The 24441-nt window shown below is 69.0% G+C and carries 27 protein-coding genes; 9 read left to right on the forward strand and 18 right to left on the reverse strand.

What is annotated here, in order from left to right; genetic code table 11:
• Entirely contained in the window at nucleotides 1–654 is a 654-nt protein-coding gene (locus KBO27_RS25010) for a DUF6346 domain-containing protein (RefSeq protein WP_210972325.1), read from the forward strand.
• On the opposite strand, the gene KBO27_RS25015 is transcribed toward KBO27_RS25010, so the two are convergent.
• The 8 genes from KBO27_RS25015 to dxr form a co-directional block, all read right to left on the reverse strand.
• On the reverse strand, nucleotides 651–1214 hold the full coding sequence (locus tag KBO27_RS25015; RefSeq protein ID WP_210972326.1) for a hypothetical protein: 564 nt from the start codon (nucleotides 1212–1214) through the stop codon (nucleotides 651–653). The two genes, KBO27_RS25010 and KBO27_RS25015, sit on opposite strands and share 4 nt — an antisense overlap.
• Before the next feature lie 66 nt (nucleotides 1215–1280).
• On the reverse strand, nucleotides 1281–2138 hold the full coding sequence (map, locus tag KBO27_RS25020) for a type I methionyl aminopeptidase (RefSeq protein ID WP_210972327.1): 858 nt from the start codon (nucleotides 2136–2138) through the stop codon (nucleotides 1281–1283).
• A gap of 103 nt (nucleotides 2139–2241) precedes the next feature.
• Nucleotides 2242–2631, reverse strand: a complete 390-nt coding sequence (locus KBO27_RS25025) for a type II toxin-antitoxin system VapC family toxin (protein WP_210972328.1) — start codon at nucleotides 2629–2631, stop codon at nucleotides 2242–2244.
• A gap of 313 nt (nucleotides 2632–2944) precedes the next feature.
• Complete coding sequence (locus KBO27_RS25030) at nucleotides 2945–4729, reverse strand: penicillin-binding transpeptidase domain-containing protein (RefSeq protein ID WP_210972329.1); 1785 nt, start codon at nucleotides 4727–4729, stop codon at nucleotides 2945–2947.
• A 76-nt stretch (nucleotides 4730–4805) separates the two neighbouring features.
• Nucleotides 4806–5642 (reverse strand): GNAT family N-acetyltransferase, encoded by an 837-nt coding sequence (locus KBO27_RS25035; protein ID WP_210972330.1) that lies wholly within the window; start codon nucleotides 5640–5642, stop codon nucleotides 4806–4808.
• A gap of 157 nt (nucleotides 5643–5799) precedes the next feature.
• Entirely contained in the window at nucleotides 5800–6954 is a 1155-nt protein-coding gene (gene ispG, locus KBO27_RS25040; RefSeq protein ID WP_210972331.1) for a flavodoxin-dependent (E)-4-hydroxy-3-methylbut-2-enyl-diphosphate synthase, read from the reverse strand.
• Between the two features lie 304 nt (nucleotides 6955–7258).
• Nucleotides 7259–8542 carry a M50 family metallopeptidase gene (locus tag KBO27_RS25045; protein ID WP_210972332.1) on the reverse strand — a complete coding sequence of 428 codons (1284 nt, stop codon included), beginning with the start codon at nucleotides 8540–8542 and terminating at the stop codon, nucleotides 7259–7261.
• Nucleotides 8542–9777, reverse strand: coding sequence for a 1-deoxy-D-xylulose-5-phosphate reductoisomerase (dxr, locus tag KBO27_RS25050; protein WP_210972333.1), 1236 nt, complete (start codon nucleotides 9775–9777; stop codon nucleotides 8542–8544). Before dxr ends, KBO27_RS25045 begins: the two co-directional genes overlap by 1 nt.
• Before the next feature lie 113 nt (nucleotides 9778–9890).
• Between dxr and KBO27_RS25055 the strand changes: the two genes are divergently transcribed.
• Together KBO27_RS25055 and KBO27_RS25060 are read left to right on the forward strand one after the other, a co-directional pair.
• A complete protein-coding gene (locus tag KBO27_RS25055; protein ID WP_210972334.1) occupies nucleotides 9891–10160 on the forward strand; it encodes a GlsB/YeaQ/YmgE family stress response membrane protein in 270 nt (89 codons plus the stop codon).
• Nucleotides 10161–10362: 202 nt separating this feature from the next.
• The gene (locus KBO27_RS25060) at nucleotides 10363–10641 is read left to right on the forward strand and encodes a DUF2631 domain-containing protein (protein ID WP_132677766.1); all 279 of its coding nucleotides are present in this window, start codon (nucleotides 10363–10365) and stop codon (nucleotides 10639–10641) included.
• Nucleotides 10642–10746: 105 nt separating this feature from the next.
• Here KBO27_RS25060 and KBO27_RS25065 read toward each other — a convergent pair whose 3' ends face one another.
• A complete protein-coding gene (locus KBO27_RS25065) occupies nucleotides 10747–11679 on the reverse strand; it encodes a CE1 family esterase (RefSeq protein ID WP_307870601.1) in 933 nt (310 codons plus the stop codon).
• Between the two features lie 106 nt (nucleotides 11680–11785).
• Complete coding sequence (rlmN, locus tag KBO27_RS25070; protein ID WP_210972335.1) at nucleotides 11786–12898, reverse strand: dual-specificity RNA methyltransferase RlmN; 1113 nt, start codon at nucleotides 12896–12898, stop codon at nucleotides 11786–11788.
• Nucleotides 12899–12996: 98 nt separating this feature from the next.
• Here rlmN and KBO27_RS25075 point away from each other — a divergent pair, with 98 nt between their 5' ends.
• The 4 genes from KBO27_RS25075 to KBO27_RS25090 are packed head-to-tail and all read left to right on the forward strand — an operon-like array spanning nucleotide 12997 to nucleotide 16215.
• A complete protein-coding gene (locus KBO27_RS25075) occupies nucleotides 12997–13923 on the forward strand; it encodes a metal ABC transporter substrate-binding protein (protein ID WP_503454127.1) in 927 nt (308 codons plus the stop codon).
• Nucleotides 13920–14639, forward strand: coding sequence for a metal ABC transporter ATP-binding protein (locus KBO27_RS25080; protein WP_210972336.1), 720 nt, complete (start codon nucleotides 13920–13922; stop codon nucleotides 14637–14639). The genes KBO27_RS25075 and KBO27_RS25080 overlap by 4 nt, the downstream gene beginning before the upstream one ends.
• A complete protein-coding gene (locus KBO27_RS25085) occupies nucleotides 14636–15523 on the forward strand; it encodes a metal ABC transporter permease (RefSeq protein ID WP_210972337.1) in 888 nt (295 codons plus the stop codon). Before KBO27_RS25080 ends, KBO27_RS25085 begins: the two co-directional genes overlap by 4 nt.
• Before the next feature lie 5 nt (nucleotides 15524–15528).
• Complete coding sequence (locus KBO27_RS25090) at nucleotides 15529–16215, forward strand: metal-dependent transcriptional regulator (RefSeq protein WP_210972338.1); 687 nt, start codon at nucleotides 15529–15531, stop codon at nucleotides 16213–16215.
• Here KBO27_RS25090 and KBO27_RS25095 read toward each other — a convergent pair.
• Entirely contained in the window at nucleotides 16199–16678 is a 480-nt protein-coding gene (locus KBO27_RS25095; protein ID WP_210972339.1) for a hypothetical protein, read from the reverse strand. The genes KBO27_RS25090 and KBO27_RS25095 overlap by 17 nt on opposite strands.
• A 189-nt stretch (nucleotides 16679–16867) precedes the next feature.
• Here KBO27_RS25095 and KBO27_RS25100 point away from each other — a divergent pair, with 189 nt between their 5' ends.
• A complete protein-coding gene (locus tag KBO27_RS25100; protein ID WP_210972340.1) occupies nucleotides 16868–17635 on the forward strand; it encodes a VOC family protein in 768 nt (255 codons plus the stop codon).
• Here KBO27_RS25100 and KBO27_RS25105 read toward each other — a convergent pair whose 3' ends face one another.
• Nucleotides 17636–18520, reverse strand: coding sequence for a sigma-70 family RNA polymerase sigma factor (locus KBO27_RS25105; protein WP_210972341.1), 885 nt, complete (start codon nucleotides 18518–18520; stop codon nucleotides 17636–17638). It lies immediately after the preceding gene.
• A gap of 76 nt (nucleotides 18521–18596) precedes the next feature.
• Here KBO27_RS25105 and KBO27_RS25110 point away from each other — a divergent pair, with 76 nt between their 5' ends.
• A complete protein-coding gene (locus tag KBO27_RS25110; protein ID WP_210972342.1) occupies nucleotides 18597–19052 on the forward strand; it encodes a carboxymuconolactone decarboxylase family protein in 456 nt (151 codons plus the stop codon).
• 157 nt (nucleotides 19053–19209) lie between these two features.
• Here KBO27_RS25110 and KBO27_RS25115 read toward each other — a convergent pair whose 3' ends face one another.
• The 6 genes from KBO27_RS25115 to rpsB form a co-directional block, all read right to left on the reverse strand.
• A complete protein-coding gene (locus tag KBO27_RS25115; RefSeq protein WP_210972343.1) occupies nucleotides 19210–19941 on the reverse strand; it encodes a class I SAM-dependent methyltransferase in 732 nt (243 codons plus the stop codon).
• Nucleotides 19941–20789 carry a phosphatidate cytidylyltransferase gene (locus KBO27_RS25120; RefSeq protein WP_132677781.1) on the reverse strand — a complete coding sequence of 283 codons (849 nt, stop codon included), beginning with the start codon at nucleotides 20787–20789 and terminating at the stop codon, nucleotides 19941–19943. The genes KBO27_RS25115 and KBO27_RS25120 overlap by 1 nt, the downstream gene beginning before the upstream one ends.
• 36 nt (nucleotides 20790–20825) lie before the next feature.
• A complete protein-coding gene (gene frr / locus KBO27_RS25125) occupies nucleotides 20826–21383 on the reverse strand; it encodes a ribosome recycling factor (RefSeq protein ID WP_132620852.1) in 558 nt (185 codons plus the stop codon).
• 101 nt (nucleotides 21384–21484) lie between these two features.
• A complete protein-coding gene (gene pyrH, locus KBO27_RS25130) occupies nucleotides 21485–22234 on the reverse strand; it encodes a UMP kinase (RefSeq protein WP_210972344.1) in 750 nt (249 codons plus the stop codon).
• A 234-nt stretch (nucleotides 22235–22468) separates the two neighbouring features.
• Entirely contained in the window at nucleotides 22469–23284 is an 816-nt protein-coding gene (gene tsf, locus KBO27_RS25135) for a translation elongation factor Ts (RefSeq protein WP_132684411.1), read from the reverse strand.
• A 189-nt stretch (nucleotides 23285–23473) separates the two neighbouring features.
• Entirely contained in the window at nucleotides 23474–24298 is an 825-nt protein-coding gene (gene rpsB, locus KBO27_RS25140; protein ID WP_132620855.1) for a 30S ribosomal protein S2, read from the reverse strand.
• Between the last annotated feature and the right edge of the window lie 143 nt (nucleotides 24299–24441).

Below are 24441 nucleotides of genomic sequence, written 5' to 3' on the forward strand. Positions count from 1 at the left end.
ATGGGACTGTGGAACTCGAACAACCTCGCTGTCCGACTGGCGAAGCTGGCCGGTGGACTGGTGATCACGGCAGCCGTTCTTATGCTGTGGCCGACGATCGTCTTCTCGTTCCCGCAAAAGCACAGCAGTCCAAATGCGACAGCACTCGTCCATTCATGCGAGGACACCGGCCCGATCACGCGACGCGGATTCGGGCACAACTGGGACTGCTCCATCAAGGTTCGGGACGACGAGACCGGCAAGACCTGGACCGCTAACGTCGACATGAACTTCTTCACCCCAGACGACGTGGGCAAGGAAAAGCGACTCACTTGGGGTTACGGCGGCGGCCGGTACAACAACAACACCGAATTGCGAACCTACACACCAGCCGAAGGGTACTCGACCGGAGTTTTCACCCTCATCGGTTGCCTCGCGGGCGTTGTCATCGTTCCAGCCGCGTTGTGGATGCTTGCGAAGTCCATCATCTGGTCGTTCTCCCGAGAAGAACAGAGGAAGTTTTGGGAGAAGATCAACGGAACGACCGAGGAAAAGGCTGCCAAGAAGCAACAGCAAGCCGAAGAGCAAGCGCAACGACAGCAAGCACGGCAAAGGTCCGCCGAAATCAAGGAAGCCCGCCGAAGGGCGAAGGAACAGCGGAAAGCCGACCGCTAGCGCAGAAGGCCTGGCCTGACTTCTGAAACTGCCCGGGTGATCCGTTGGACGACGGATTTCCCGGGCAGTGCGATCTGCGGTGTTTCCCACTGCTGCTTGTCGAGGATCTGCGCGTGGCGCCCGACGAAGCCGTCGTCGACGGGGTGGAACAGCAGAGCCGCAGGGACCGGCTTCGAGTGCGGATCGTCCTCGGCCTTGGGTTGCGGGAGCTGACCGTGGATCGCGTTCAGCTCGCTCCACGAGACCAGGTCGGTCTTGCCGTGAACGCGCAACCAAAGACCACGTTCGTCGACGAAGACGCGGTGGATCTGAGCGACCATCCCGATCCCACCGATGCCCCCGATCAGCGCGAGCGGGCCGAACAGCACTGTGAAGAACCAACCGACGTAAGGCGCGAAGTCCCGCCCCTTCCGAGTGACGATCTCGTCCGGGAACAGCGCAACGGCCAGGAACAGTCCGGCGAAGGCCAGGAGGAACAGCATCCCGGCCAGGAGCCCCCAGCCCTCCCGGTACGAGACCCGCCTGGCCGAATCGCTGGGAGCCCACAGTTCTGCCTGCACGGCACCCATCCTATGAAACGTCCTGAGACGGTAGGGGCGGTTCCGAGGTGAACCGCCCCGCACACGTCACAGCTGGGTGAGGATTTCGTTGCCGTCTTCTGTGATGAGGATGGTGTGCTCGAACTGGGCGGTCCAGCTCTTGTCCTTGGTGGTGACCGTCCAGCCGTCTTCCCACATGTCGTACTCGTGGGTGCCGAGGGTGATCATCGGCTCGATGGTGAAGGTCATGCCCGGTTCCAGGACGGTGTCCACCGACGGCTCGTCGTAGTGCAGGATCACCAGTCCGCTGTGGAACGAGCGGCCGATGCCGTGGCCGGTGAAGTCGCGGACGACGCCGTAGCCGAAGCGCTTGGCGTAGGACTCGATGACGCGGCCGATCACGTTGAGCTGGCGGCCCGGCTTGGCGGCCTTGATGCCGCGCATCGTCGCCTCGTGGGTGCGCTCGACCAGCAGGCGGGCCTCCTCGGAGACGTCGCCGGCCAGGAAGGTCGCGTTCGTGTCGCCGTGCACGCCACCGATGAAGCCGGTGACGTCGACGTTGACGATGTCGCCGTCCTCGATGACCGTCGAGTCCGGGATGCCGTGGCAGATCACCTCGTTGAGCGAGGTGCAGCAGGACTTCTGGAAGCCCCGGTAACCCAGCGTCGACGGATACGCACCGTGGTCGAGCAGGAACTCGTGCACCACGGCGTCGACGGAGTCGGTGGTGACGCCCGGCTGGATCGCCTTGCCGGCCTCGGCCAGCGCCTGAGCGGCGAGCTTGCCCGCGAAGCGCATCGCCTCGATGACCTCGGGCGGCTGCACGTCGGGGTCGGTGTTGCGCTGGGGAGCCGGTTTGTCCACGTACTCGGGACGCTCGATGTGCGCTGGGACTTGGCGGCGCGGCGTCGCAACGCCTGGCTTCAACGGGGCTCGAACCGGCATGCCCCCCACTTTAACCACGTAGGCCGCCACGACTCCGGGCGGTAACGGCACCACGCGGAACCATCCGCGATGTGGAACGCCACCGCCCGGACTTCGGGAGAGCTCAGGCCGGGGACGCGGTCGCCAGGCCCGCCTCCTTCGCGGCTTCGATGAGCGCCGGGTCGTAGGAGACGTAGGTCACCGGCTCGTTGCGGATGCCGCACGCCGAGGCGAGGTGGATCGCGTCGACCGGTCCGAGGTCGGCGCGCAGCTCGCTGGCCGAGTCGAGCACTTCCTGCTGCACCGGCAGCGTCTCCAGCTTGGACACCACGATGGAGGCCAGGTCCTCGGCGGCCGGGCCCTGCTCGCGGAAGTTGCGCAGCACGTCGACCTTGGACAGCGCGCTGGTCACCCGCGGCTGCTCCCAGCGATCGCGGATCCACTGGCTCAGCGCCTGGCTCTCCGGTTCGGGGGCGATCATCTTGATCAGCGCGGAAGAGTCGAAGTAGATCAAAACCACTCCTGTTCACACCTGGGGCGACGCCGACGGCCTTCGGGGGAGGCGGTGCCGGCGCGGTTCGTCGGGGGTGCCCGCCGGGATCGCGGCGGGCCGATGCGCGTCCGGACGAAGCCGGACACCTGGTTCGCCCATCGTTGCGGCAACACAACGTGGCGAACGGGGTCGCACATCGGAGGTGGCCACACCGGTGACGACCCATCGAGCGCAGCAACGAACCGTCACCACTGCGCTCGATGGGCTACAACCTAGCACCCAACTGACCCTAAGTGATCACCCAAACACGTGAAGCGACATCTCCGGTTGATGATCACAGACCGCCGAGGAAGCGCTTGGCCGCGTCCACGGACGGGCCGGAAGCCCCCGCATCGGTGATGAGCACCGCGAAGGCGACGTCATCGCGGTAGCCGACGAACCAGCCGTGCGAGTGGGTGCCGTCGCCGAACTGCGCGGTGCCGGTCTTGCCGCGGACCTCGCCCGAACCCGCCAGACCGCGGGCGGTGCCGCCGGTGACGACCTCGCGCATCATCGAGCGCAGCTGCTCCAGCGACGCCGGGTTGATCTTCTCCGGCTGGGAGTCGGCGGTGGTCTGCTGACCGCGCATCAACGTCGGCGTCGGCATGCCGCCGTTGGCGACCGTCGCCGCCGCCAGCGCCATCCCGAACGGGCTCGCCAGCACCTTGCCCTGGCCGATGCCGTTGGCCGCGTGCTGCGTGACCGTCTCGGCGTTGGAGACCTTGCCGGTGATCGTCGTCGAGCCGGGCATGTCGAAGTCGACGCCGATGCCGAACTTCTTGGCCTCCTTCGGCAGCGCGTCGTCGGGCAGGTCCACCGACAGCTGCGCGAACGTCGTGTTGCAGGAGTGGGCGAAGGCGGTGTGCAGCGGCACCCGGCCCAGGTCGAACTCCTTGTCGTTGGGCAAGGTCATGCCGTCGAAGACCTTCTTCGGCGGGCACTCGACCGGCGTGTCGGCGCGGACCTTGCCCGACTCCAGCGCCGCGGCTCCCGTGACGATCTTGAACGTCGAGCCGGGCGGGTACTGCCCGGACAGCGCCATCGGACCCTGCGCGTCGGCCGGGTCGTTCTGCGCGACCGCCAGCACCTCGCCGTTGGAGGGCTTCATCGCCACGATCATCGCGGGCTGCGGAACCGGGTCCAGCGCCTGCTCGGCGGCGCGCTGCGTGCGGTCCGACAGCGTCACCGAGGTCGGCGGGACCGGCTTCTCGGCGACGGTGTGCAGCTTGCTGATCTCGTTGCCCTTGGTGTCGGCGACGGCCACCTGCCAACCCGCGTTGGCCTTGACCTGCTCGTCGACCTTCTTCGACACACCGGCCAGCACCTGCCCGGCGTAACCGCGCTCGGAGGCCAGCAACCGCACCTGCGCCGGGAACCGCACGCCGGGCAGGTCGTAGATGCTGGAGCGGACCTTGTCGTAGTCGGCCTGCCGCAGCGTGACGACCTGGTACGGCTGACCGGGCGGGGTCTTGCCGACGCCCTCGACGATGGACTGCTGGGTGATCTCCGGGTCGACCTCGCGCAGCGCGCCGGCGAGCTTGCCCGCCACGCCCGGCACGTCTCCGGCCTCCTGGCCGTTGAGGCTGACCGTGACCACCGGCTCCGGCCCCATCAGCTGCTTGCCCTCCGAGCCCGTCACGGGCCCGGGCGCGGGCAGCACCTCGCTGTAGGCGAGCGTCTGACCGGCCTTGAGCTTCGGGTGGACCGCCGAAGGGGCCCACAGGACCTTCCAGCCCTCGGCCTCCTCGGCGAGCTGCACGGTGTTGGTGTACCGCCACACCTTGCCGTCGCCGAAGTCCCAGGAGAGGTCGTACTTGGCCGCCGCGCCCTGCTCGTTCTCGGTCACCTGGCCCAAGCTCGCGTGCGACGCGGTCGGGGCGAGCGTCTTGCGCACCTGCTCCAGCGTGCGGCGGGCGGCGTCGGGGTTGTTGGTCTGAGCCGCCGCACCCGCCACATCACCTGCGGCGACGGCGTTGACGAATGCGTTGGCCACGTCCTTCTCGGATGGTCCGGTGCTGCACCCGGCCACTGGAATCAGCAGCGTTGCGGCGAGCCCGGCCATGATCCGCGAGGAATGCATGCCCGCGAGTATGCCGAAGTCTTGCAGGACACCGAATCTGGGCTCCGGCATAGCGCGCAGAGCGGACGAAACCGCTCTACAGCAGAACAGTCGCGAACTCGCCGACGCTCCGGAAACCGACCTTCTGGTAGGCGGCTCGGGCGGCGACGTTGTAGCCGTTGACGTACAGGCTCGCGGTGCGCCCGAGGCCGCGCACGAGGCGGTCGGCCACCGCCGCCGTCCCGGCGGTTCCCAAGCCCGTGCTGCGACGATCCGGGTGCACCCAGACTCCCTGGATCTGACCGACCGTCGACGACAGCGCGCCGATCTCGGCCTTGAACACGACTTCGCCGTCCTCGAAGCGCGCGAACGCCCGGCCGCCCGCGATGAGATCGGCCACTCGCGCCCGGTACCCGGCGGCACCGCCGTCGGTCGAGGGGTCCACGCCCACCTCCTCGGTGAACATGGCCACCGCCGCGGGCAGGTAGCGCTCCAGCTCGTCCGGCCGCACCGAGCGCACCAGCGGGTCGGGGTCGACGTGCGGGCGCTCGGACAGCGCCATCAGCGGCTGCTCGGCGCGGACCTCGCGCGCGGGCCCCCACTGCGCCTCGACCTCCTCCCACAGCGCCAGCACCTGCTCGGACGGGCCGACCAGCGAGGAGCACACGCGGCGGCGGCGCAGCGCACGATCGGCGAAGGCGCGCATCGCGTCCGGGCCACCGCGCAGCGGGACCAGGTTCGCGCCCGAGAAGCACATCCCGCTCAGCCGGTTGCCGTGGCCCCAGAGCTCACCGCCCAGGCGCAACGGATGGACACCGGCTTCTTCGACGCGCGCCGCGACCATGCAGGCGGCCACGGGCGCGGAGTCCAGCGCGGAGCGGACCAGATTCGCGTCCCGTTCCTCCAGCAAGCGGGCACCGGCAACCTTGAGCACCAGCCAAGACTGCCAGAAATACCACGCGAACGGCTGATCGGCGGAGATCAACCGAGTCGAACACAGCTGCGGTCACCCGTTCGGAGTAGCGACAACACCGGGAAAAGCGAATCGGCCGCCCGGACGAATCCGGACGGCCGATGTGCGCGATGTCGCGTCAGCTGACGGTGACGGTCGGGCTCGCGCCCTCCTCCACGGTCTCGCCCATGTCCTCGGCGATGCGCATGGCCTCTTCGATCAGCGTCTCGACGATCTGGTGCTCGGGCACGGTCTTGATGACCTCGCCCTTGACGAAGATCTGGCCCTTGCCGTTGCCGGAGGCCACGCCCAGGTCCGCCTCGCGGGCTTCACCGGGGCCGTTGACGACGCAGCCCATGACCGCGACGCGCAGCGGGACCTCCATGCCCTCCAGACCGGCCGTGACCTCGTCCGCGAGCTTGTAGACGTCGACCTGGGCGCGTCCGCAGGACGGGCAGGAGACGATCTCCAGCTTGCGCGGCCGCAGGTTCAGCGACTGCAGGATCTGGGTGCCGACCTTGATCTCCTCCACCGGCGGGGCCGACAGCGAGACCCGGATCGTGTCGCCGATGCCCTGGCGCAGCAGAGCGCCGAAGGCGGTGGCCGACTTGATGGTGCCCTGGAAGGCCGGGCCGGCCTCGGTGACACCGAGGTGCAGCGGGTAGTCGCACTGCTCGGCGAGGATCTCGTAGGCGCGCACCATGACCACCGGGTCGTTGTGCTTGACCGAGATCTTGATGTCGTGGAAGTCGTGCTCGGCGAACAGGCCCGCTTCCCACAGCGCCGACTCGGCCAGCGCCTCAGGGGTGGCCTTGCCGTACTTCTCCATCAGGCGCGGGTCGAGGGAGCCGGCGTTGACGCCGATGCGGATCGGCGTGCCGTGGTCCTTCGCGGCCTGCGCGATCTCCTTGACCTTGTCGTCGAACTTCTTGATGTTGCCGGGGTTCACGCGCACCGCGGCACAACCCGCTTCGATCGCCGCGAAGACGTACTTCGGCTGGAAGTGAATGTCGGCGATGACCGGGATCTGCGACTTCTTCGCGATGGCCGGCAGGGCTTCGGCGTCATCGGCGGTCGGGCACGCGACCCGGACGATGTCGCAGCCAGCGGCGGTGAGTTCGGCGATCTGCTGCAGCGTGCTGTTGATGTCTGCGGTGACGGTCGTGGTCATGGTCTGCACGGAGATCGGGCTTTCGCTGCCCACTCCGACCGGTCCGACCTGCAACTGGCGAGTCTTACGCCGCTCCGCGAGCACCGGGGCCGGGCCTCCGGGCATGCCCAGATCGACGGTCATCGATACCTCTCCACCTCTTCTGGTGTACTTCGGACGGTGTCCCGCCCGCATTCCACGATACCGGCGCACCTTCATCCGGCTGGACGTCCGGGCGTCTGACGGATCACGTTGGGTGATCGACATCGGCCGTTCACGTCCCGTTCGGCCCACGACTTCGAGCCGCGCATCACCCTATCGGCGATATTGCGCTCACAAGCACGCGCCATCTCCGTCACCGAGGACGACACGTCGTCCCCGGCTGTGAACCCGGTCCACCACAGCGGTGAAATCGCCCAGCGCCTGCCGACCCGCTGCCACCACACCCCTAGTACAAGGTCACCGGGTTCACGATGTCGGCGACGAGGACCAGCAGCGAGTAGGCGATGAAGATGAGGCTGACCGCGTAGGCCAACGGCATCAGGCGTGCCGTGTCGAACGGTCCCGGGTCCGGGCGCCGGACGAGCTTGGCGAAACCGCGCCGGACCCATTCCCAGGCCGCGCCCGCGATGTGACCGCCGTCGAGCGGCAGCAGCGGCAGCATGTTGAACACGAACAGCGACAGGTTCACACCCGCGAGGAGGTTGAACATCAGGATGACGCGCTCGTCGACGCCGAACTGCTCGGTGGCCAGCACCTCACCGCCGAGGCGGCTGGCGCCGACGATGCCCACCGGCGAGTCCTTGTGCCGCTCACCGCCGAAGATGGCGCTGACCAGGTCCGGAACGCGCTGCGGCAGCTCGATGATCTTCTGCGCGGTCAGGCCGACGAACTCGCCGATGGTGCTCACCACACCACCGACGTCCTGCTTGACCAGCTCCGACGTCGGCGAGAGACCCAGGAAGCCGACCGTCTCGTACTCGCTGGTCGAGTTCAGCTTGGGCCGCTCGGTCTGCATCAGGGCCGCGTTGAGCGTCTCCCGATGCCCGTCGCGCTCGACCACGACCGGGACCGAGCCCTTCGACTGGCGGATCTCCTGCTGCAGGTCTTCCCAGGACTGGAACGGCTTGCCGTTGAACTCCACGATCCGGTCGCCCGGCTTGAACCCGGCCGCCGCCGCGGGCGAGGGCTTCGCGCCGGGCGGGCACTTCTGGGTGTCCGGCGCGTTGGCCGGCAGCACGCACTCGCTGACCGAGGAGACCGTCAGCGTCGGGGTGTTGATGCCGTGGCCCATCAGGATCGCGGCGAAGATGCCGACCGCCAGGATCAGGTTCATCACCGGCCCGGCCATCATCACGATGATCCGCTTCCACGGGGACCGCTGGTAGAACTGCCGGTGCGCGTCCTCGGGCGTGACGTCCTCGGCCGACATCTGCCGCGCGTCCTCGATCATCGCCCGCCACGGGGCCGAGGACGCGGTGCGGCCGTACTCCTCGTCCTTCTTCGGCGGGAACATGCCGATCATCCGGATGTAGCCGCCGAACGGGATGAGCTTGAGGCCGTACTCGGTGTCGCCCTTCTTGCGCGACCAGATGGTGCGGCCGAAGCCGACCATGTACTCGGTGACCTTGACGCCGAACATCTTGGCGGTCGCGAGGTGACCCAGCTCGTGCCACGCGATGGAGAACAGCAGCCCGAAGAAGAAGATCAGAATGCCAACGACGACCAGCACTACTCCGCCTTCCCTCCGGCCAGCTCGCGTGCCCGGGTCCGCGCCCAGTCCTCGGCTGCGAAGATCTCATCAAGTCCCGACGGCTCGCCGCGCCACTGGTCGGCAGCGGAGAGCGTGTCACCCACAGTCTGCACGATCTCGGTGAACCGGAGTCGGCCGTCGACGAACGCGGCCAGCGCTTCCTCGTTGGCGGCGTTGTAGATCGCGGGCAGGCATCCCCCGCCGGAACCGGCCGCCCGGGCCAGCTCGACGGCCGGGAACGTCTCGTGATCCAGCGGCTCGAAGGTCCACGCCTGGGCCTCGTCGAACGTCAGCCGCGGCGCGACCCCGGGAACGCGGCGCGGCCACTCCAGGCCCATCGCGATCGGGATCTTCATGTTCGGCGGGCTGGCCTGCGCGATCGTCGCGCCGTCGGTGTAGGTGACCATCGAGTGCACGATCGACTGGGGGTGCACGACGACGTCGATGCGCGGGTAGTCGATGCCGAACAGCAGGTGCGCCTCGATGAGCTCCAGGCCCTTGTTGACCAGGGTCGCCGAGTTGATCGTGACGACGTTGCCCATCGCCCAGGTCGGGTGGGCCAGCGCCTGCTGGACGGTGACCTCGGCCAGCTCCTCGCGCTTGCGGCCGCGGAACGGGCCGCCCGAGGCGGTCAGCACCAGCCGGTCCACGTCGCCGTTGTCGTTGCCGAGCAGGCACTGGGCCAGCGCGGAGTGCTCGGAGTCGACCGGGACCAGCTGCCCGGGCGCGGCCTTGTCCAGCACCAGCGCACCGCCGGCGACCAGCGATTCCTTGTTGGCCAGGGCGAGCTGAGCGCCCGTCTCCAGGGCGGCCAGCGTCAGGCGCAGACCTCGGGAGCCGTCGACGCTGTTGAGGATCACGTCCGCCGGCGCGGCGTCGATGAGTTCCAGGGCCGATTCGGGCCCGGCCAGCAGCCGCGGCAGCTTGAAGTCGCCCTCGGCGTAGCCGCGCTTCTGGGCCTCGGAGTAGAGGGCCAGCTGGACGTCCTCGGCGGCTGTGCCCTTCGCCACGGCGATGACCGGCACCTGGAACTCCAGCGCCTGCGCGGCCAGCGCCTGCGGGTCGCTGCCGCCCGCGGCGAGCCCCACGACCTGGAAGCGGTCGGGGTTGTCGCGCATCACGTCAAGTGCCTGGGTACCGATGGAACCGGTGGAGCCGAGCACCAGAACGGTGCGCGGAGTGGTGTCGCTCTGTGTGCTCGTGTCCGCGTGCATCGCCGCCCATTGTCCCTGAAGGAGGTGAGCAGGTGCCCCTCGCGGTGCGCAAATCACCATTCGGCGTCACGATCGACTTACCGGCCGCAGCCCGATGAACTAAGGAGGCCGTCATGGGGATCATCGGATGGATCGTTCTCGGCTTGATCGTGGGAGCAATCGCGAAGCTGATCATGCCGGGCAAGGACCCTGGCGGGATCATCATCACCATGCTGCTCGGCGTGGTGGGAGCCTTCCTCGGCGGGTTCATCGGCAAGTGGATCTTCGGGACCGGGCTCAACGAGTTCTGGTCGATCCGGACCTGGATCCTGGCGATCGTGGGATCGCTCATCGTCCTCGGCATCTACCGCGTCATCGTCGGCCGCAGGGCGGTCAAGGGGTAGATCCGGGTCGTCGTTCACGGGGTGCCGCGCGAGCCGAGTTCGCGCGGCACCTTTTTCGCTGCTGATGCCGGGCAGGTGGGCGCCGAGACGCCGATCGGGTGTGCGAAGATGAGGGCGATCGTGGATCGCCGTCCGGCGGTGCGCGAAACCCAAGCAACAGGCTTTCCGGCCGCGCGTGGCCGGTGTGGCGCAGGAGGGGAACGTGGCGAGCACCGAGCTGGAGAAGAAGCCCAGCCAGGCCATCGACCCGGCCGAGGAACCGTCGGTCGAGTGGGGCTGGCACGGCGGTTTCCCGAAGGGCACCCAGATCGCCGGCTGGTTCTCGGTCGTCGCGGTCCTGTGCATGCTCATCGGCAACCACCAGGGCATCCTCAGTGGCGGCGGGCACTTCAAGATGGAAGATGTCTGGCTCATCGGCACGGCCGTGGTCCTGGCCCTCGGCCTGTTCTACGACTTGGCCAAGAACAAGCGCCGTCGCTGACCTAGAACTTCGAAGAAGCCGCCCCCGGAACCCCGAGGGCGGCTTTTCGCTGTTCAGAGCGGTCGTGGCGGGACGGTTCCGCTCCGAACCCGCCCGCTGGTGCGCTCAGCGCAACGCGTGCCGGGAGAAGAAGTCCATGATCATCGGGGTGGCGTCGATCGGCGCGGGCTGATCGGAGTCCGGGTTCGGGTGCGTCGCCGGCCAGTCGTGCGCGACCGAGTCCATCCGGTAGTGCTCGACCTCGGCTCCCCCGTCGCACGCCCGGTGCTCCACCCGGTGGACCCCGTCGCCGACGTCGCGGGTGACCGGATCGGGGTCGCAGCCGTTGCGCTCGGCCCAGCCCGCCAGCCAGTCCGGGATCGGCGGGAGCCCGCGCTCCGCGTCGCCGTCGTAGGGGATCGTCTCGTCCAGAGACCCGTGGAAGTCGAGGATCGGAGCCGGGCGCGTGGGCTCGCAGGCGCCGCCTTGCGGGTAGAAGGCACCGGAGACCGGGGCGAAGGCCGCGATCCGGTCGCTCATCCGGCAGGCGAGGACCCCGGTGAAACCGCCGCCGTTGGACTTGCCCGCCGCGTAGATCCGAGCCGGGTCGACGCAGAGATCGCGCTGCAGCTCGTCGAGCAGGTCACCGGTGAACCGGACGTCGTCGACGTCCGCCGAGTACGGCGCCCCCTGCCAGGCCGTCTCGCCGTCGGTCCCGACGAGTCCCTGCGGGTACACCGCGATGGCGTCCGTGCCGGAGAACTCCGAGAGCTCCTCCTGGTACGCGGAGTCCCGCGAGTGCCCGTGGAAGGACAGCACCAGCGGAGTCGGCCGCTGCGGCGCGTAGCTCTCCGGCACGTGCAGCAGGTAGGTGCGGGTGATGCCACCCGACACGATCTCCTCGGTCACCGATTCCCCGGGCGCGAGGGCGGTGTTCCCGCAGCCCGTCGACACCGCCCGGTGATCGGGCGCCTCCGCGTGGGCGGGAGCGGCGAGCAGCACCAGCGCCGCCGCGACGATCGAATGAACCGCTGCGCCACGAATTCTCAGGTCAGGCACCGTTGCCTCCCAGCTCGATCACTCAGACCTGAGGATCATCGGCCACCGGAGGCGCAACCGGCCACTTCTGTTCATTGCGGTCACGGATTCACGACCGCGCCGCGGGTTACTCCTCGGCTGCGAGCTGGCCGCAGGCCGCGGCGATCTCCTGGCCGCGGGTGTCCCGGACCGTGCAGGAGACCCCGGTTTCGCGGACCCTGCGGACGAACTCGCGCTCGACCGGCTTCGGGCTGGCGTCCCACTTGCTGCCCGGGGTGGGGTTCAGCGGGATCAGGTTGACGTGCGCGAACTGGCCCAGGTGCTTCTTGAGCAGCTTGCCGAGCAGGTCGGCGCGCCACGGCTGGTCGTTGATGTCGCGGATCAGCGCGTACTCGATCGACACCCGGCGACCGGTGTGGTCGGCGTAGCCGCGAGCGGCGTCCAGGACCTCGGCGACGTTCCAGCGGTTGTTGACCGGCACCAGCGTGTCCCGCAGCTCGTCGTCCGGGGTGTGCAGCGACACCGCGAGCGTGACGTGCAGGTTCTCGGCGGTCATCTTCCGGATCGCCGGCACCAGGCCGACGGTGGAGACGGTGACCGAGCGCTGCGACAGCCCCAGGCCGTCGGGCGCGGGATCGCAGATGCGGTGCACCGCGTCGATCACCCGGCGGTAGTTGGCCAGCGGCTCGCCCATGCCCATGAACACCACGTTCGACAGCCGCCCGGGTCCGCCCGGGACCTCGCCGTCGCGCATCATGGCCGCCGCCGAGCGGACCTGGTCGACGATCTCGGCGGTGGAGAGGTTGCGCTGCAGGCCGCCCTGGCCGGTGGCGCAGAACGGGCAGGCCATGCCGCATCCGGCCTGGCTGGAGATGCACACCGTCGCGCGGTCCGGGTAGCGCATCAGGACGCTCTCCAGCAGCGTCCCGTCGTGCGCCTTCCACAGCGTCTTGCGGGTGGTGCCCTCATCGGTGTCGAGGTTGCGCACCGGGTTGAGCAGCTGCGGCAGCAGGGCCGCGCCCAGCGCCTCGCGGCTGCCCGCCGGGATGTCGGTCATCGACTCGACGTCGGCGTTGAGCCTGCCGAAGTAGTGGTTGGCCAGCTGCTTGGCGCGGAACGGCTTCTCCCCCAGCTCGGCGACGACGGCCTTCCGCTCCTCGGCGGAGAGGTCGGCGAGGTGGCGCGGCGGCTTGCCGCGGCGCGGGGCGTCGAAGACGAGCGGCAGGGATTTCGTAGACATAGCGCCCTACAGTCTCCCACGTCCGCGGACGACCTTGGTGGGCAGCCGGTGGAGCCGCCGCGTTGGCCCTCGCGGCACCCCGAGGTATGGTTTTCGGCGTGGCGAAACCCGGACTTGCGAGCAGCCGAAACGCGGCCCTCCTGGCCGTGGTCGCGATGCTGGTGTCCGCGTGCGGCACCGGCCTGAGCCGGCCCGATGACGGCCGCAAGCACGTCGTCACCACCTTCACCGTGCTCGCGGACATGGCCCGCAACATCGCCGGCGACGCCCTGGTCGTCGAGTCGATCACCAAACCGGGCGCGGAGATCCACGAGTACGAACCCACGCCCAGCGACATGCTCAAGGCCGCCAAGGCCGACGTGGTGCTGGACAACGGCCTCGGCCTGGAACGCTGGTTCGACCGGTTCGTGCAGCGCAGCGAGGCCGAGCACGTGACGCTCAGCGAAGGCGTCGAGCCCGTGCCGATCCGCAGCGGCGAGTACCAGGGCAAGGCCAACCCGCACGCGTGGATGTCACCGCGCACCGCCGCGATCTACGTCGCCAACATCACCGACACCTTCATCCGGATCGACCCCGCGCACGAGGCGACCTTCCGCGCGAACGCCGACGCCTACCTGGCGCGGCTCGCCGAGATCGACCGGTACCTGCACGACGAGCTCGCCGCGCTGCCCGAGTCGCGGCGAGCGCTGGTCAGCTGCGAAGGCGCCTTCTCGTACCTGGCGCGCGACGCCGGCCTGAGCGAGGCGTACCTGTGGCCGGTCAACAGCGAGTCCGAGGGCACGCCGCAGCAGATCAAGGACACCACCCGGTTCGTCCGTGCCAACGGCGTCCCGACGGTGTTCTGCGAGTCCACCGTCAACGACGGCCCGCAACGCCAGGTCGCCCGCGAAACCGGGGCGAAGCTGGGCGGCAAGCTCTACGTCGACTCGCTGTCCGGCCCCGAGGGGCCGGTCCCGACCTACCTCGACCTGCTGCGCCACGACGCGCACGTCATCGTCGCCGGACTGCGCGGAGGGACACCGTGACCGCCATCAGCGCCCACCACGTGACCGTCCGCTACGGCGACGTGCTCGCCCTCGACGACGTGTCGGTGGACATCCGCGAAGGACGCATCTGCGGCCTGCTGGGGATGAACGGATCGGGCAAGTCCACGTTCTTCAAATCCCTGATGGGCCTGGTCAAACCAGATGCGGGCGACATCCGGATCATGGACCGCGACCGCAAGCAGGCGCGGCGCGAAGGGCTCCTCGCCTACGTCCCGCAGTCCGAGGCGGTCGACTGGACGTTCCCGGTGACGGTCGCCGACGTGGTCCTGATGGGCCGCTACGGGCACCTCGGGCTCACCCGCCGCCCGCGCCGCGCCGACAAGGCCGCGATGCGCGCGGCGCTGACCCGCGTGGGCCTCACCGACCTCGCCGCCCGGCCCATCGGCGAGCTCTCCGGCGGCCAGCGCAAGCGGGCCTTCGTCGCGCGCGGCATCGCGCAGGACGCGCGGCTGCTGTTCCTCGACGAGCCCTTCGCCGGGGTCGACAAGAAGTCCGAAGCGACGATCAGCGCCCTGCTGCGGGAGCTGCGCGACGAGGGGCGCACCGTGGTCATCTCCACCCACGACCTGGCCAGCGTCCCCGAGCTGTGCGACGAAGCGGTCCTGCTGCAACAACGCGTGATCGCCCACGGCGCGATCGACGAAGTGCTCGCACCCGAGGTGCTGGCCCGCACGTTCGGGGTGGAGGCGCGATGATCGAGTGGCTGATCGAACCCCTGCAGTTCGGGTTCATGCAGCGGGCACTGCTGGTCAGCCTCGTCGCGGGGCTGGTGTGCGCGGTGCTGTCGTGCTGGGTGACGTTGATCGGCTGGTCGCTGCTGGGCGACGCCGTGTCGCACGCCGTGCTGCCGGGGGTGGTGCTCGCCTACGTGCTGGGGATGCCGTTCTCGGTGGGCGCGTTCCTGTTCGGCAGCCTCGCGGTCGGGCTGATCGCGGGCGTGCGCAACACCACCAAGCTCAAGGGCGACGCGGCGATCGGCGTGGTGTTCACCGGCCTGTTCGCGCTGGGCCTGGTGCTGGTGTCGCGGATCCCCAGCCAGGTCGACCTCAACCACATCCTGTTCGGCAACGTCCTGGGCGTCACCGACTTCGACATCGCCCAGGTCCTGATCATCGCCGCCGCGGTGCTGGCGGTGGCGCTGCTCAAGCGGCGCGACCTCACGCTCTACGCCTTCGACCCCACGCACGCGCACGCCATCGGCATCTCGCCGCGGCGGATCAGCACCCTGCTGCTGGCGATGCTCGCGCTGACCGTGGTGGTCGCCCTGCAGGCCGTCGGGGTCGTGCTCGTGACCGCCATGCTGATCACGCCGGGAGCGACCGCGTTCCTGCTGACCAAGAGGTTCCCGCAGATGCTGGCGACGGCCGCCGGGCTGTCGGTGCTGTCCGCGGTGACGGGCACCTACCTGAGCTTCCACGTCGACACCTCGACAGGCGGGATGATCGTGGTCTGCCAGTCGGTGGTGTTCGCCCTGGCCTACCTGCTGGCCCCCGGGCAGGGGCTCGTCTCCCGAGCGCTGCGGCGACGCCCGGTCGGCGGTGACCGAACGACCGCGGGAACCGCGCCGCCCGTATCGTGAAAGTCATGCCGAGCGAAACCGAGCGCCCGTCGCCTTCGGTGGAGGACTACCTCCGGGCGATCTACGGGCTCAGCGAACGGGGCGAGCCCGTCACCAACGCGACGCTGACCGCGCGACTCGGACTCAGCCCCTCCTCGGTCTCGGGCATGATCAACAAGCTGGACCAGCTGGGCCTGGTCACCCACGTGCGCTACCGCAGCGTCGAGCTCACCACCGAAGGCCGCAGGCTCGCGCACTCGGTGCTGCGCAGGCATCGGCTGATCGAGCTGTTCCTGGTCGAGGAGCTCGACTACAGCTGGGACGCGGTCCACATCGAAGCCGACGCGCTGGAGCACGCCGTCTCCGACGAGCTCGTCGAGCACATCTCCGCCAAGCTGGGCAACCCGACCATCGACCCGCACGGCGACCCGATCCCCACCGCCGACGGCCTGCTCCCCGTGCCCAAGACCCTGCAGCTCGACCAGATCGAGCCCGGCACGATCGGCACCATCGCGCGCGTCTGGGACACCGACTCCGAGCTGCTGCGCTACCTGACCGAGCACGGCATGACGCTGGGAGCGCGCATCGAGATCGTGGAGCGCAAGCCCTTCGGCGGACCGCTGGTGGTGCGCGTCGGCGAGCCCCCGCACGCCGAAACCCACTTCGTGGGTGACGAGATCGTCGCGGCGCTGTCGATCAGTGTGCAGAACTAGGTTCGCCGGTCAGCCGCGAACCGATCGCGTGGGAGCACACCACCTGCTGCGGCGGGCGATCCGGTAGCGGCTCCGACTGGGCGACCTCTTCGCCGTAGATCTGCTCGGTGACCAGCCTGCTGTGCAGCTCGTCGGTCCGGTGCGCGCCGAGCACCGCCATGAGCAGGTCGAAGCGGCTGCTGGTCAACGACACCGCCACGTAGCAGAAGCCGCCCATGCCGGCGAAGACCAGGCTCGCGGTGATCCACATGTTCAACGCCTGGGCCAGCGTGATCACCGAAGTGCCCAGCGCCAGGGCCGACCCGAACGCGACCGCTCGCGCGATGGCCGCCTGCCGGAGCATCGAGCGGAACACGGGGTGCTGCTGGCACAGCTGCCGGATGATGCGAGCGCGCTCGTGACGGTCCAACTGAGCAAGCCGGCTGAGGCCCGCGGTCACCGGCTGCGCCGCGCGGAATGCCATGGCTGCTCCCGAAAAACCCGACTACGTGCATACGACATCACCCAGTCGATCACGCGCTCGGACGCCGATCAAGCCGTCATTCGGGGGCTTCGCATTGCGGGAGGACGACGAAGACGTGACGCTGCCTACAGAAAGGGCCCGCTCGAACGCGTCGAGGGGCCTCTGGCGCCGTTTTCGGGAGTGATCGCTGTGAGCATCGCACTGGGTGCACCCGGGTGGACCGACCTGACGTCGCACGACGTCGAAGCCGCGCGCGAGTTCTACACCGGGCTGTTCGGCTGGCGCTGGGTGCAGCGCTGCGAGTACAGCATCGCGTTCCGCGACGACACACCGGTGGCCGGGCTGCTCAAGCCCGACTCCGACCACATCCCGTCGGCTTGGACGCTGTACCTGGAGTGCGAGTCGACCCGCCGCGCGACCGAGCGGATCCGGGCGCTCGGCGGGAAGGTCCTCGTCCCGCCGACCGAAACTCCGGGGCACGAGATGTTCCTGATCGCCGAGGACCCGGGCGGAGCGGTCGTGGGCCTGTGGGAGGCACCGGAGAACGCCGTGTTCGGCTGGGCGCGAGCGGGCGCGCTGTGCTGGGCCGAGGTGCACACCCGCGACGCCTCGGCGGTCGACGCCTTCTACGCGGAGCTGCTGGGCTACCGGCAGGAGCAGATCGGCGAGCCGGGCGGCGAGTTCGACTTCACCGTCTGGCACGTCGGCGACCAGCCGATGCTGGGCCGCTTCGAGTCGAGCCGGGCGCTGCCCGCCGACGTCCCGTCGCACTGGCAGCTGTACTTCCAGGTCAACCCCGACCACGACGCCGACGCCGCGGTCGCCAAGGCCCAGTCGCTGGGCGGCGAGGTGCTGCGCGAACCGACCGACTCCCCGCACGGGCGAATCGCCGTGGTCCGGGACGTGGTCGGTGCCAGCTTCACCGTCATCGACACCGACCGCCGCACCCCCGAGTGATCAGTCCAGCACCAGCGGGTCGAGCTCGGCGATGTGGTCGCGGTCGCCGATGACCTCGATCTCGGTGATCCGTCCGTCGTGGACGGTCACGAGGAACACCGAGTGCGCCTTGCCTCGAGGCGCGTAAGCCGCGCCGATGGCGTCGGCGACCAGCGCCGGACGCGCCCCCTTGGCGCTGTTGTGGAACGCCCGGGCCACGATGTCCGCACCGCGCGACTCGGCCGTGAGCGCGGGGGCACCGGCCTTGCGAGCGCGGGCGGCGGTGTCCATCGCGCGCTGATCGGCGCGCAGCACGACGTCGGGGGCGAGCACGTTCAGCAGGCCCTCGAAGTCGCCTTCGCGGGCCGCGCGCAGGAACGCGTCGACGACCTCGCGCTGCGCGACCAGGTCGGGTTCCGGCTGCCCGCTCTGCCGAACCCGGCGGCGGGCGCGGCTGGCGAGCTGCCGGGTGGCCGTCGAGCTGCGTCCCACGATCGGGGCGATGTCGTCGAACGGCACCGCGAACATGTCGTGCAGGACGAACGCGAGGCGCTCGGCGGGTTCGAGGGTGTCGAGCACGACGAACAGGGCCAGCCCGACGGAGTCGGCCATCACCGCTTCCGCTTCCGGCGTCGGCCCGTCCGACTGCTCGGGCAGGTCGTCGGCCGGCTGCTCCGGCCTGGAGCGGCGGGCGCGGAGCATGTCCAAGCACACGCGGCCGATGATCGTGGTCAGCCAGCCGCCCAGGTTGGCGACGTCATCGGCGCCCGCGCGGTCCACGCGCAGCCACGCCTCCTGCACCGCGTCCTCGGCCTCGGCGTGCGAGCCGAGCATCCGCAGCGCGACCCCCTTCAACCGCCTGCGGTGCTGCTCGAACCGCTTCGCCAGGAAATCGCTGTCGTCCATCGGTCACATTCCTCCGTCGCCGCCCGTCATGGGGGTAGACGAGCCGGAACCGGCTCATGTGACACCGGAGGCACTCATGCAAGCACGGATGAACAACCCCGCGATGCTCCTGCCGGACGCTTTCAAGTCGATCCAGGCGTTGATGAAGACCGTGCACTCGGTCGACATCCCGGCGGAGACCCTGGAGCTGGTGCACCTGCGCTCCAGCCAGATCAACGGGTGCAGCTTCTGCGCGCACTACAGCTCCAAGCAGCTCAAGGAGCTCGGGACCAGCGACGACAAGCTCTGGGCGGTGGCCGCTTGGCGGGAGGCTCCCTTCTTCGACGACGGCGAGCGCGCCGCGCTGGAGCTGGCCGAGGCCACGACCCGTCTCGCCGACAAGGGCGACGCCGTCGACGACGAGCTCTGGAAGCGGATCACCGAGCACTACGACGAGGAGCAGATCGCGGCCCTGACGCTCATGATCGGCCTGTCCAACCTCTTCAACCGCGTCAACGCCGTCACCCGGCAACCCGCCGGCGAGACCTTCTGAGGCGACAAGACCCGGCGCCGCCGCCAAGGCCGGATTCGAATTTCGCGCGAAATTCGGACGCCGCACTTTCGACTCGAAATTCGCGCGAAATTCGAATCTTCACGCTCTGGGTGAACGCTCGCGGGAGTGAGCTCGGTAGCGGCACGACGTCGCGGGCTCAGGTGGCGAGCAGGCCCGTGGGCTTGGTGCGGGTCCGCAGGCGGTAGGTGACCGGGATGGTCCTGCCCGGGGACTCGGCCGCCGCCCGGGCCGCGGTCTTCGCGGAGAACTCGATGCGCAGGACCGCCTCCAGCGTCTGGCGGTCGTGGAAGCGCCAGAGCGTGGGCACCGTCGTGCTGGTGAAGTGGTGGCGGGTGAAGAACGACTCGATCTTGCCCGGATCGATCTGCGGGGCGTCGGCGCGCATCCAGTCGCCGTAGGGCGGGCTCGCCGTGTCCAGGTCGACGATCGCGATCGTGCCGCCTGGACGCAGCACCCGCTCCGCCTCCGCCAGACCCGGCTCGCATCCCGGCCCGAAGAAGTACGCCGTGCGCGCGTGCAGCAGGTCCACGCTGCCGTCGGCCAGCGGGAGGCGCTGGGCCGGAGCGACCCGGACGTCCACGCCCGGCGTGCCCGCCGTGCGGGCGCGTGCGCGTTCGGCCAGCGGCTCGTGCGGTTCGACTCCGATCACCGAACGGGCCGTGGCCGCGAAAACGGACAGGTGGAAGCCGTCGCCGCAGCCCACGTCGACGACGTCCAGACCGGCCCAGTCGCGCTCGGCGCGCAGCGCCTTCCACAGCGCCCCCACCGCGTCCTGGGCGTGGTTCTCCGCCTCGTAGACCTCCGGCCAGTTCCAGATGTTGGGGCTCGGCGTGACCTCCGGAACCTGCTTCTCCCGCCAGGCACGCATCAGCTGGGGATGAGCCAGAACAGCATCATCCACGCCAGCGGTGCCGACGGGAGCAGCGAGTCCATCCGGTCCATCAGGCCACCGTGACCGGGCAGCAGGTTGCCCATGTCCTTGATGCCCAGGTCGCGCTTGATCACCGACTCCATCAGGTCGCCAACGGTCGCGCTGCACACCAGCGCGGCGCCGACCAGCACACCCATCCACCACTGGCCGTCGAGCAGCAACCACACCGACAGCGCACCGGCCAGCACGCCGCCGACCAGCGACCCGCCGAAGCCCTCCCAGGACTTCTTCGGGCTGATCACCGGGGCCATCGGGTGCTTGCCGAACAGCACGCCGAACGCGTACCCACCGGTGTCCGAGGCGACCACGCAGATCAGGAACACCAGCGCCCGGAACGCACCGTCCTCCGGGCGCACCAGCATCGCGGCGAACGCCGTGAACAGCGGCACGTAGGCGGCGGTGAACACCGAGGCGGTCACATCGCGCAGGTATCCGTCGATGCCGTCGCGGAACCGCCAGACCAGGCACCCCAGCACGGTGATCGCGAACGAGATCAGGATGCCGCGCAGCCCGAACGGCCAGGACAGCCACATCATGGCCTGCCCGCCGACCAGCACCGGGACTAACGAGACCCGGATGCCCGCCGCGCGTCGCACGGCCTGGGCCAGCTCGATGGTCGACACCAGAGCAGCCGCTGCGGCGATGCCGATGAACACGAACCGCACCATCAGCAACGAGAGAATGACGGCCGCCCCGAGCACGACCCCGACGCCGATGGCGGCGCGGAGGTCACGACCGGCCCGGGATGGACGCGAAGGCGGGTCCGGAACGTCGTCGGCCGACATTCCGGACTCGTCTGCACACTGGCCGGGCGTCACCACTCAGACCTCGAGGAGTTCCGCTTCCTTGTGCTTGAGCAAGTCGTCGACCTGACCGGTGTAGCGGTGGGTCAGGTTGTCGAGTTCCTTCTCCGCACGCGAACCCTCGTCCTCGCCGGCTTCGCCGTCCTTGACGATGCGCTCGATCTCTTCCTTCACCTTGCGGCGGATGCCGCGGATGGTGACCCGGCCTTCCTCGCCCTTGGTCTTGGCGAGCTTGACCATCTCCTTGCGGCGTTCCTCGGTCATCTGCGGGATCGCGACGCGGATCAGCTGGCCGTCGTTGGACGGGTTGACCCCGAGGTCGGAGTCGCGGATCGCCTTCTCCATCGCCTGGATCTGGCTGCCGTCGTAAGGCTTGATGACGACCAGCCGGGCCTCCGGGACGGAGACGCTGGCGAGCTGGTTCAGCGGCGTCGGCGATCCGTAGTAGTCGACGACGATGCCGGAGAACATCGCGGGGTTCGCGCGACCGGTGCGGACGGAGGCCAGCTCATCCTTGGCCACCTCCACAGCCTTTTGCATCTTCTCCTCGCCTTCGAGAAGAGCTTCGTCGATCACGGCTGCTCCTTAAGTCTGCCGACCAGTGGACTGTGCAAGTGTTGCGCGTCGCACGGCTCGCCTCCCAGGCGGCCCCGCGACCAGATCAGGATCCAGCACCATCAAAGCTGCTCGGCGCCCGGGGTGCTGACCAGCGTGCCGATCTTCTCACCGCCGACCGCGCGGGCGATGTTGCCTTCCTCCAGGAGGTTGAACACCAGGATGGGCATGTCGTTGTCCATGCACAGGCTGAACGCCGTGGCGTCGGCGACCTTCAGGCCGCGTTCCAGCACTTCGCGGTGGGTGATGTGCTCGAACAGCTTCGCGTCCGGCGTGGTCTTGGGGTCGGCGGTGTAGACGCCGTCGACGGCCTTGGCCATCAGCACGACCTCGCAGCCGATCTCCAGCGCCCGCTGCGCGGCGGTGGTGTCGGTGGAGAAGTACGGCATGCCGGTGCCGGCGCCGAAGATGACCACGCGGCCCTTCTCCATGTGTCGCATCGCGCGCCGCGGGATGTAGGGCTCGGCGACCTGACCCATCGTGATCGCGGTCATCACCCGGGTGTCGATCCCGTGCTCGCGTTCCAAGAAGTCCTGCAGCGCCAGGCAGTTCATCACCGTGCCCAGCATCGCCATGTAGTCACCGCGCGCGCGGTCCATGCCGCGCTGCTGCAGCTCCGCGCCGCGGAAGAAGTTCCCACCGCCGATCACGATGGCCACCTCGACCCCGTCGGCGACGATCTCGCCGATCTGGCGTGCCACGGTGGCGACCACTTCGGGATCGATTCCGACGCTGCCGCCGCCGAACATCTCGCCGCCGAGCTTGAGCAGCACGCGACCGTAACCACGCTTCGCCGGGCCGTCGTCGGTCACTTGAATCCTCCCGCGAGGTCTTGAATGTTCACTTCGCCAACTGGTGTGCGGGTCGAGAACCGGATACCCGCCTCGTGAGCGACCGATACCCGGCGCGGCCCCGCGAGGAGCGGAACCGCCCTTACCTTGCAAAAGCGCCCCGCCTCGAACAACGAAGGCGGGGCGCCGTGCCGTCCTCCACGGCCGCCGGGCCGAACCCCACGGGGGTGCGGCCGGCAGCCGCGCGGCGCGGGATCAGGCCTGTCCGACCTCGAACCGGACGAACCCGGTCACGGTCACACCGGCCTCGTCCAGCAGGGCCTTGACGGTCTTCTTGTTGTCCTGCACGGACGGCTGGTCCAGCAGGCAGTTCTCCTTGAAGAAGCCGTTGAGGCGACCCTCGATGATCTTCGGGATGGCCTTCTCCGGCTTGCCCTCCTCCTTGGCGGTCTCCTCGGCGATCCGGCGCTCGTTGGCCTGGATGTCCTCGGGGACCTCGTCGCGGGAGAGGTAGGTGGGCTTGAGCGCGGCGACCTGCATCGCGGCACCGCGAGCGGCGTCCGCGTCGTCACCGGTGTACTCGACCAGCACGCCGACCGCCGGGGGCAGGTCCGCGGAGCGGCGGTGCAGGTAGGTGGCCACCTGACCGTCGAACTTCTGGACCCGGCGCAGCTCCAGCTTCTCGCCGATCTTGGCGGAGAGCTCCTGCACGGCGTCGGCCACGGTCTTGTCGTCCAGCTTCGCGGCCAGCGCGGAGTCGACGTCGGTCGCACCCGCGGCGGCGGCCGCTGCGACGACCTTGTTGGCCAGCTCGATGAACTCGTCGTTCTTGGCGACGAAGTCCGTCTCGCTGTTGATCTCGATCAGCACGCCGCCCTCGGCGGCGACCAGGCCCTCGGCAGTGGCGCGCTCGGCACGCTTGCCCACGTCCTTGGCACCCTTGATGCGCAGGCTCTCGACAGCCTTGTCGAAGTCGCCCTCGTTCTGCTCAAGAGCCTTCTTGCAGTCCATCATGCCGGCGCCGGTCAGCTCGCGAAGACGCTTGACGTCGGCCGCACTGAAGTTCGCCATCGTGCGTAGTCCGTCCCTGTTGATACGGAGGTGGAAGATCTTTTGCGAATGCTCGACCCAGCACCGCGCGATGCGCCGCGATCAGCGGCCGTGCTCTCGGCCCGGCGTGGGTCGGTTGCCAGTGTGACTGGCGGGAAGCCTGATCGCGCTGCGCACCCGCCGGATTCAACGGGTGCGCAGCGCGAGTGATCAGGACTGCGCGGGCTGCTGCTCGCCACCCTCGGTGGCCTGGCCGGAACCGGCCAGCAGTTCCTTCTCCCACTCGGCCAGCGGCTCGCCGCCGGCCGGCTTCTCCTCGCCACCCTCGGAGGCGCCGTTGTTGCGGCCGCTGCGGGCCATCAGGCCCTCGGCAACACCATCGGCGACCACGCGGGTCAGCAGCGCGGCGGAGCGGATCGCGTCGTCGTTGCCCGGGATCGGGTAGTCGACCTCGTCCGGGTCGCAGTTGGTGTCCAGGATCGCGACAACCGGGATGCCCAGCTTGCGAGCCTCGCCAACCGCGATGTGCTCCTTCTTGGTGTCCACGATCCACACGGCGCTGGGCACCTTGGACATGTCGCGGATACCGCCGAGCGTCTTCTCCAGCTTGTCCTTCTCGCGGGTCAGCATCAAGATTTCCTTCTTGGTGCGACCCTCGAAGCCACCGGTCTGCTCCATGGTCTCGAGTTCCTTGAGACGCTGCAGACGGCGGTGAACGGTCTGGAAGTTGGTGAGCATGCCGCCCAGCCAGCGCTGGTTGACGTACGGCATGCCGACCCGCAGAGCCTGCTCGGAGATCGCTTCCTGCGCCTGCTTCTTGGTGCCGACGAACAGGATCGTGCCCCCGTGGGCGACGGTCTGCTTGATGAAGTCGAACGCACCATCGATGTAGGTCAGCGTCTGCTGAAGGTCGATGATGTAGATGCCGTTGCGCTCGGTGAAGATGTAGCGCTTCATCTTCGGGTTCCAGCGACGGGTCTGGTGCCCGAAGTGCACGCCGCTGTCGAGCAGCTGCTTCATGGTGACGACGGCCATGGCCTGTGTTCACCTCTTGAGTCGGGCGCGCCCTCTGCGGGCGCGCGTTTGGGTTGCCGCGACGAGCCGGGTGACTCGCCGCCCTGGTGCCCGGCCCAGATCCCCCACCCACCCCGTTGGAACGTGGAGCAGGACCGCGAAGG

Source organism: Saccharopolyspora endophytica, assembly GCF_018070075.1.
In the GTDB taxonomy this organism is placed as follows: Bacteria; Actinomycetota; Actinomycetes; order Mycobacteriales; family Pseudonocardiaceae; genus Saccharopolyspora; species Saccharopolyspora endophytica.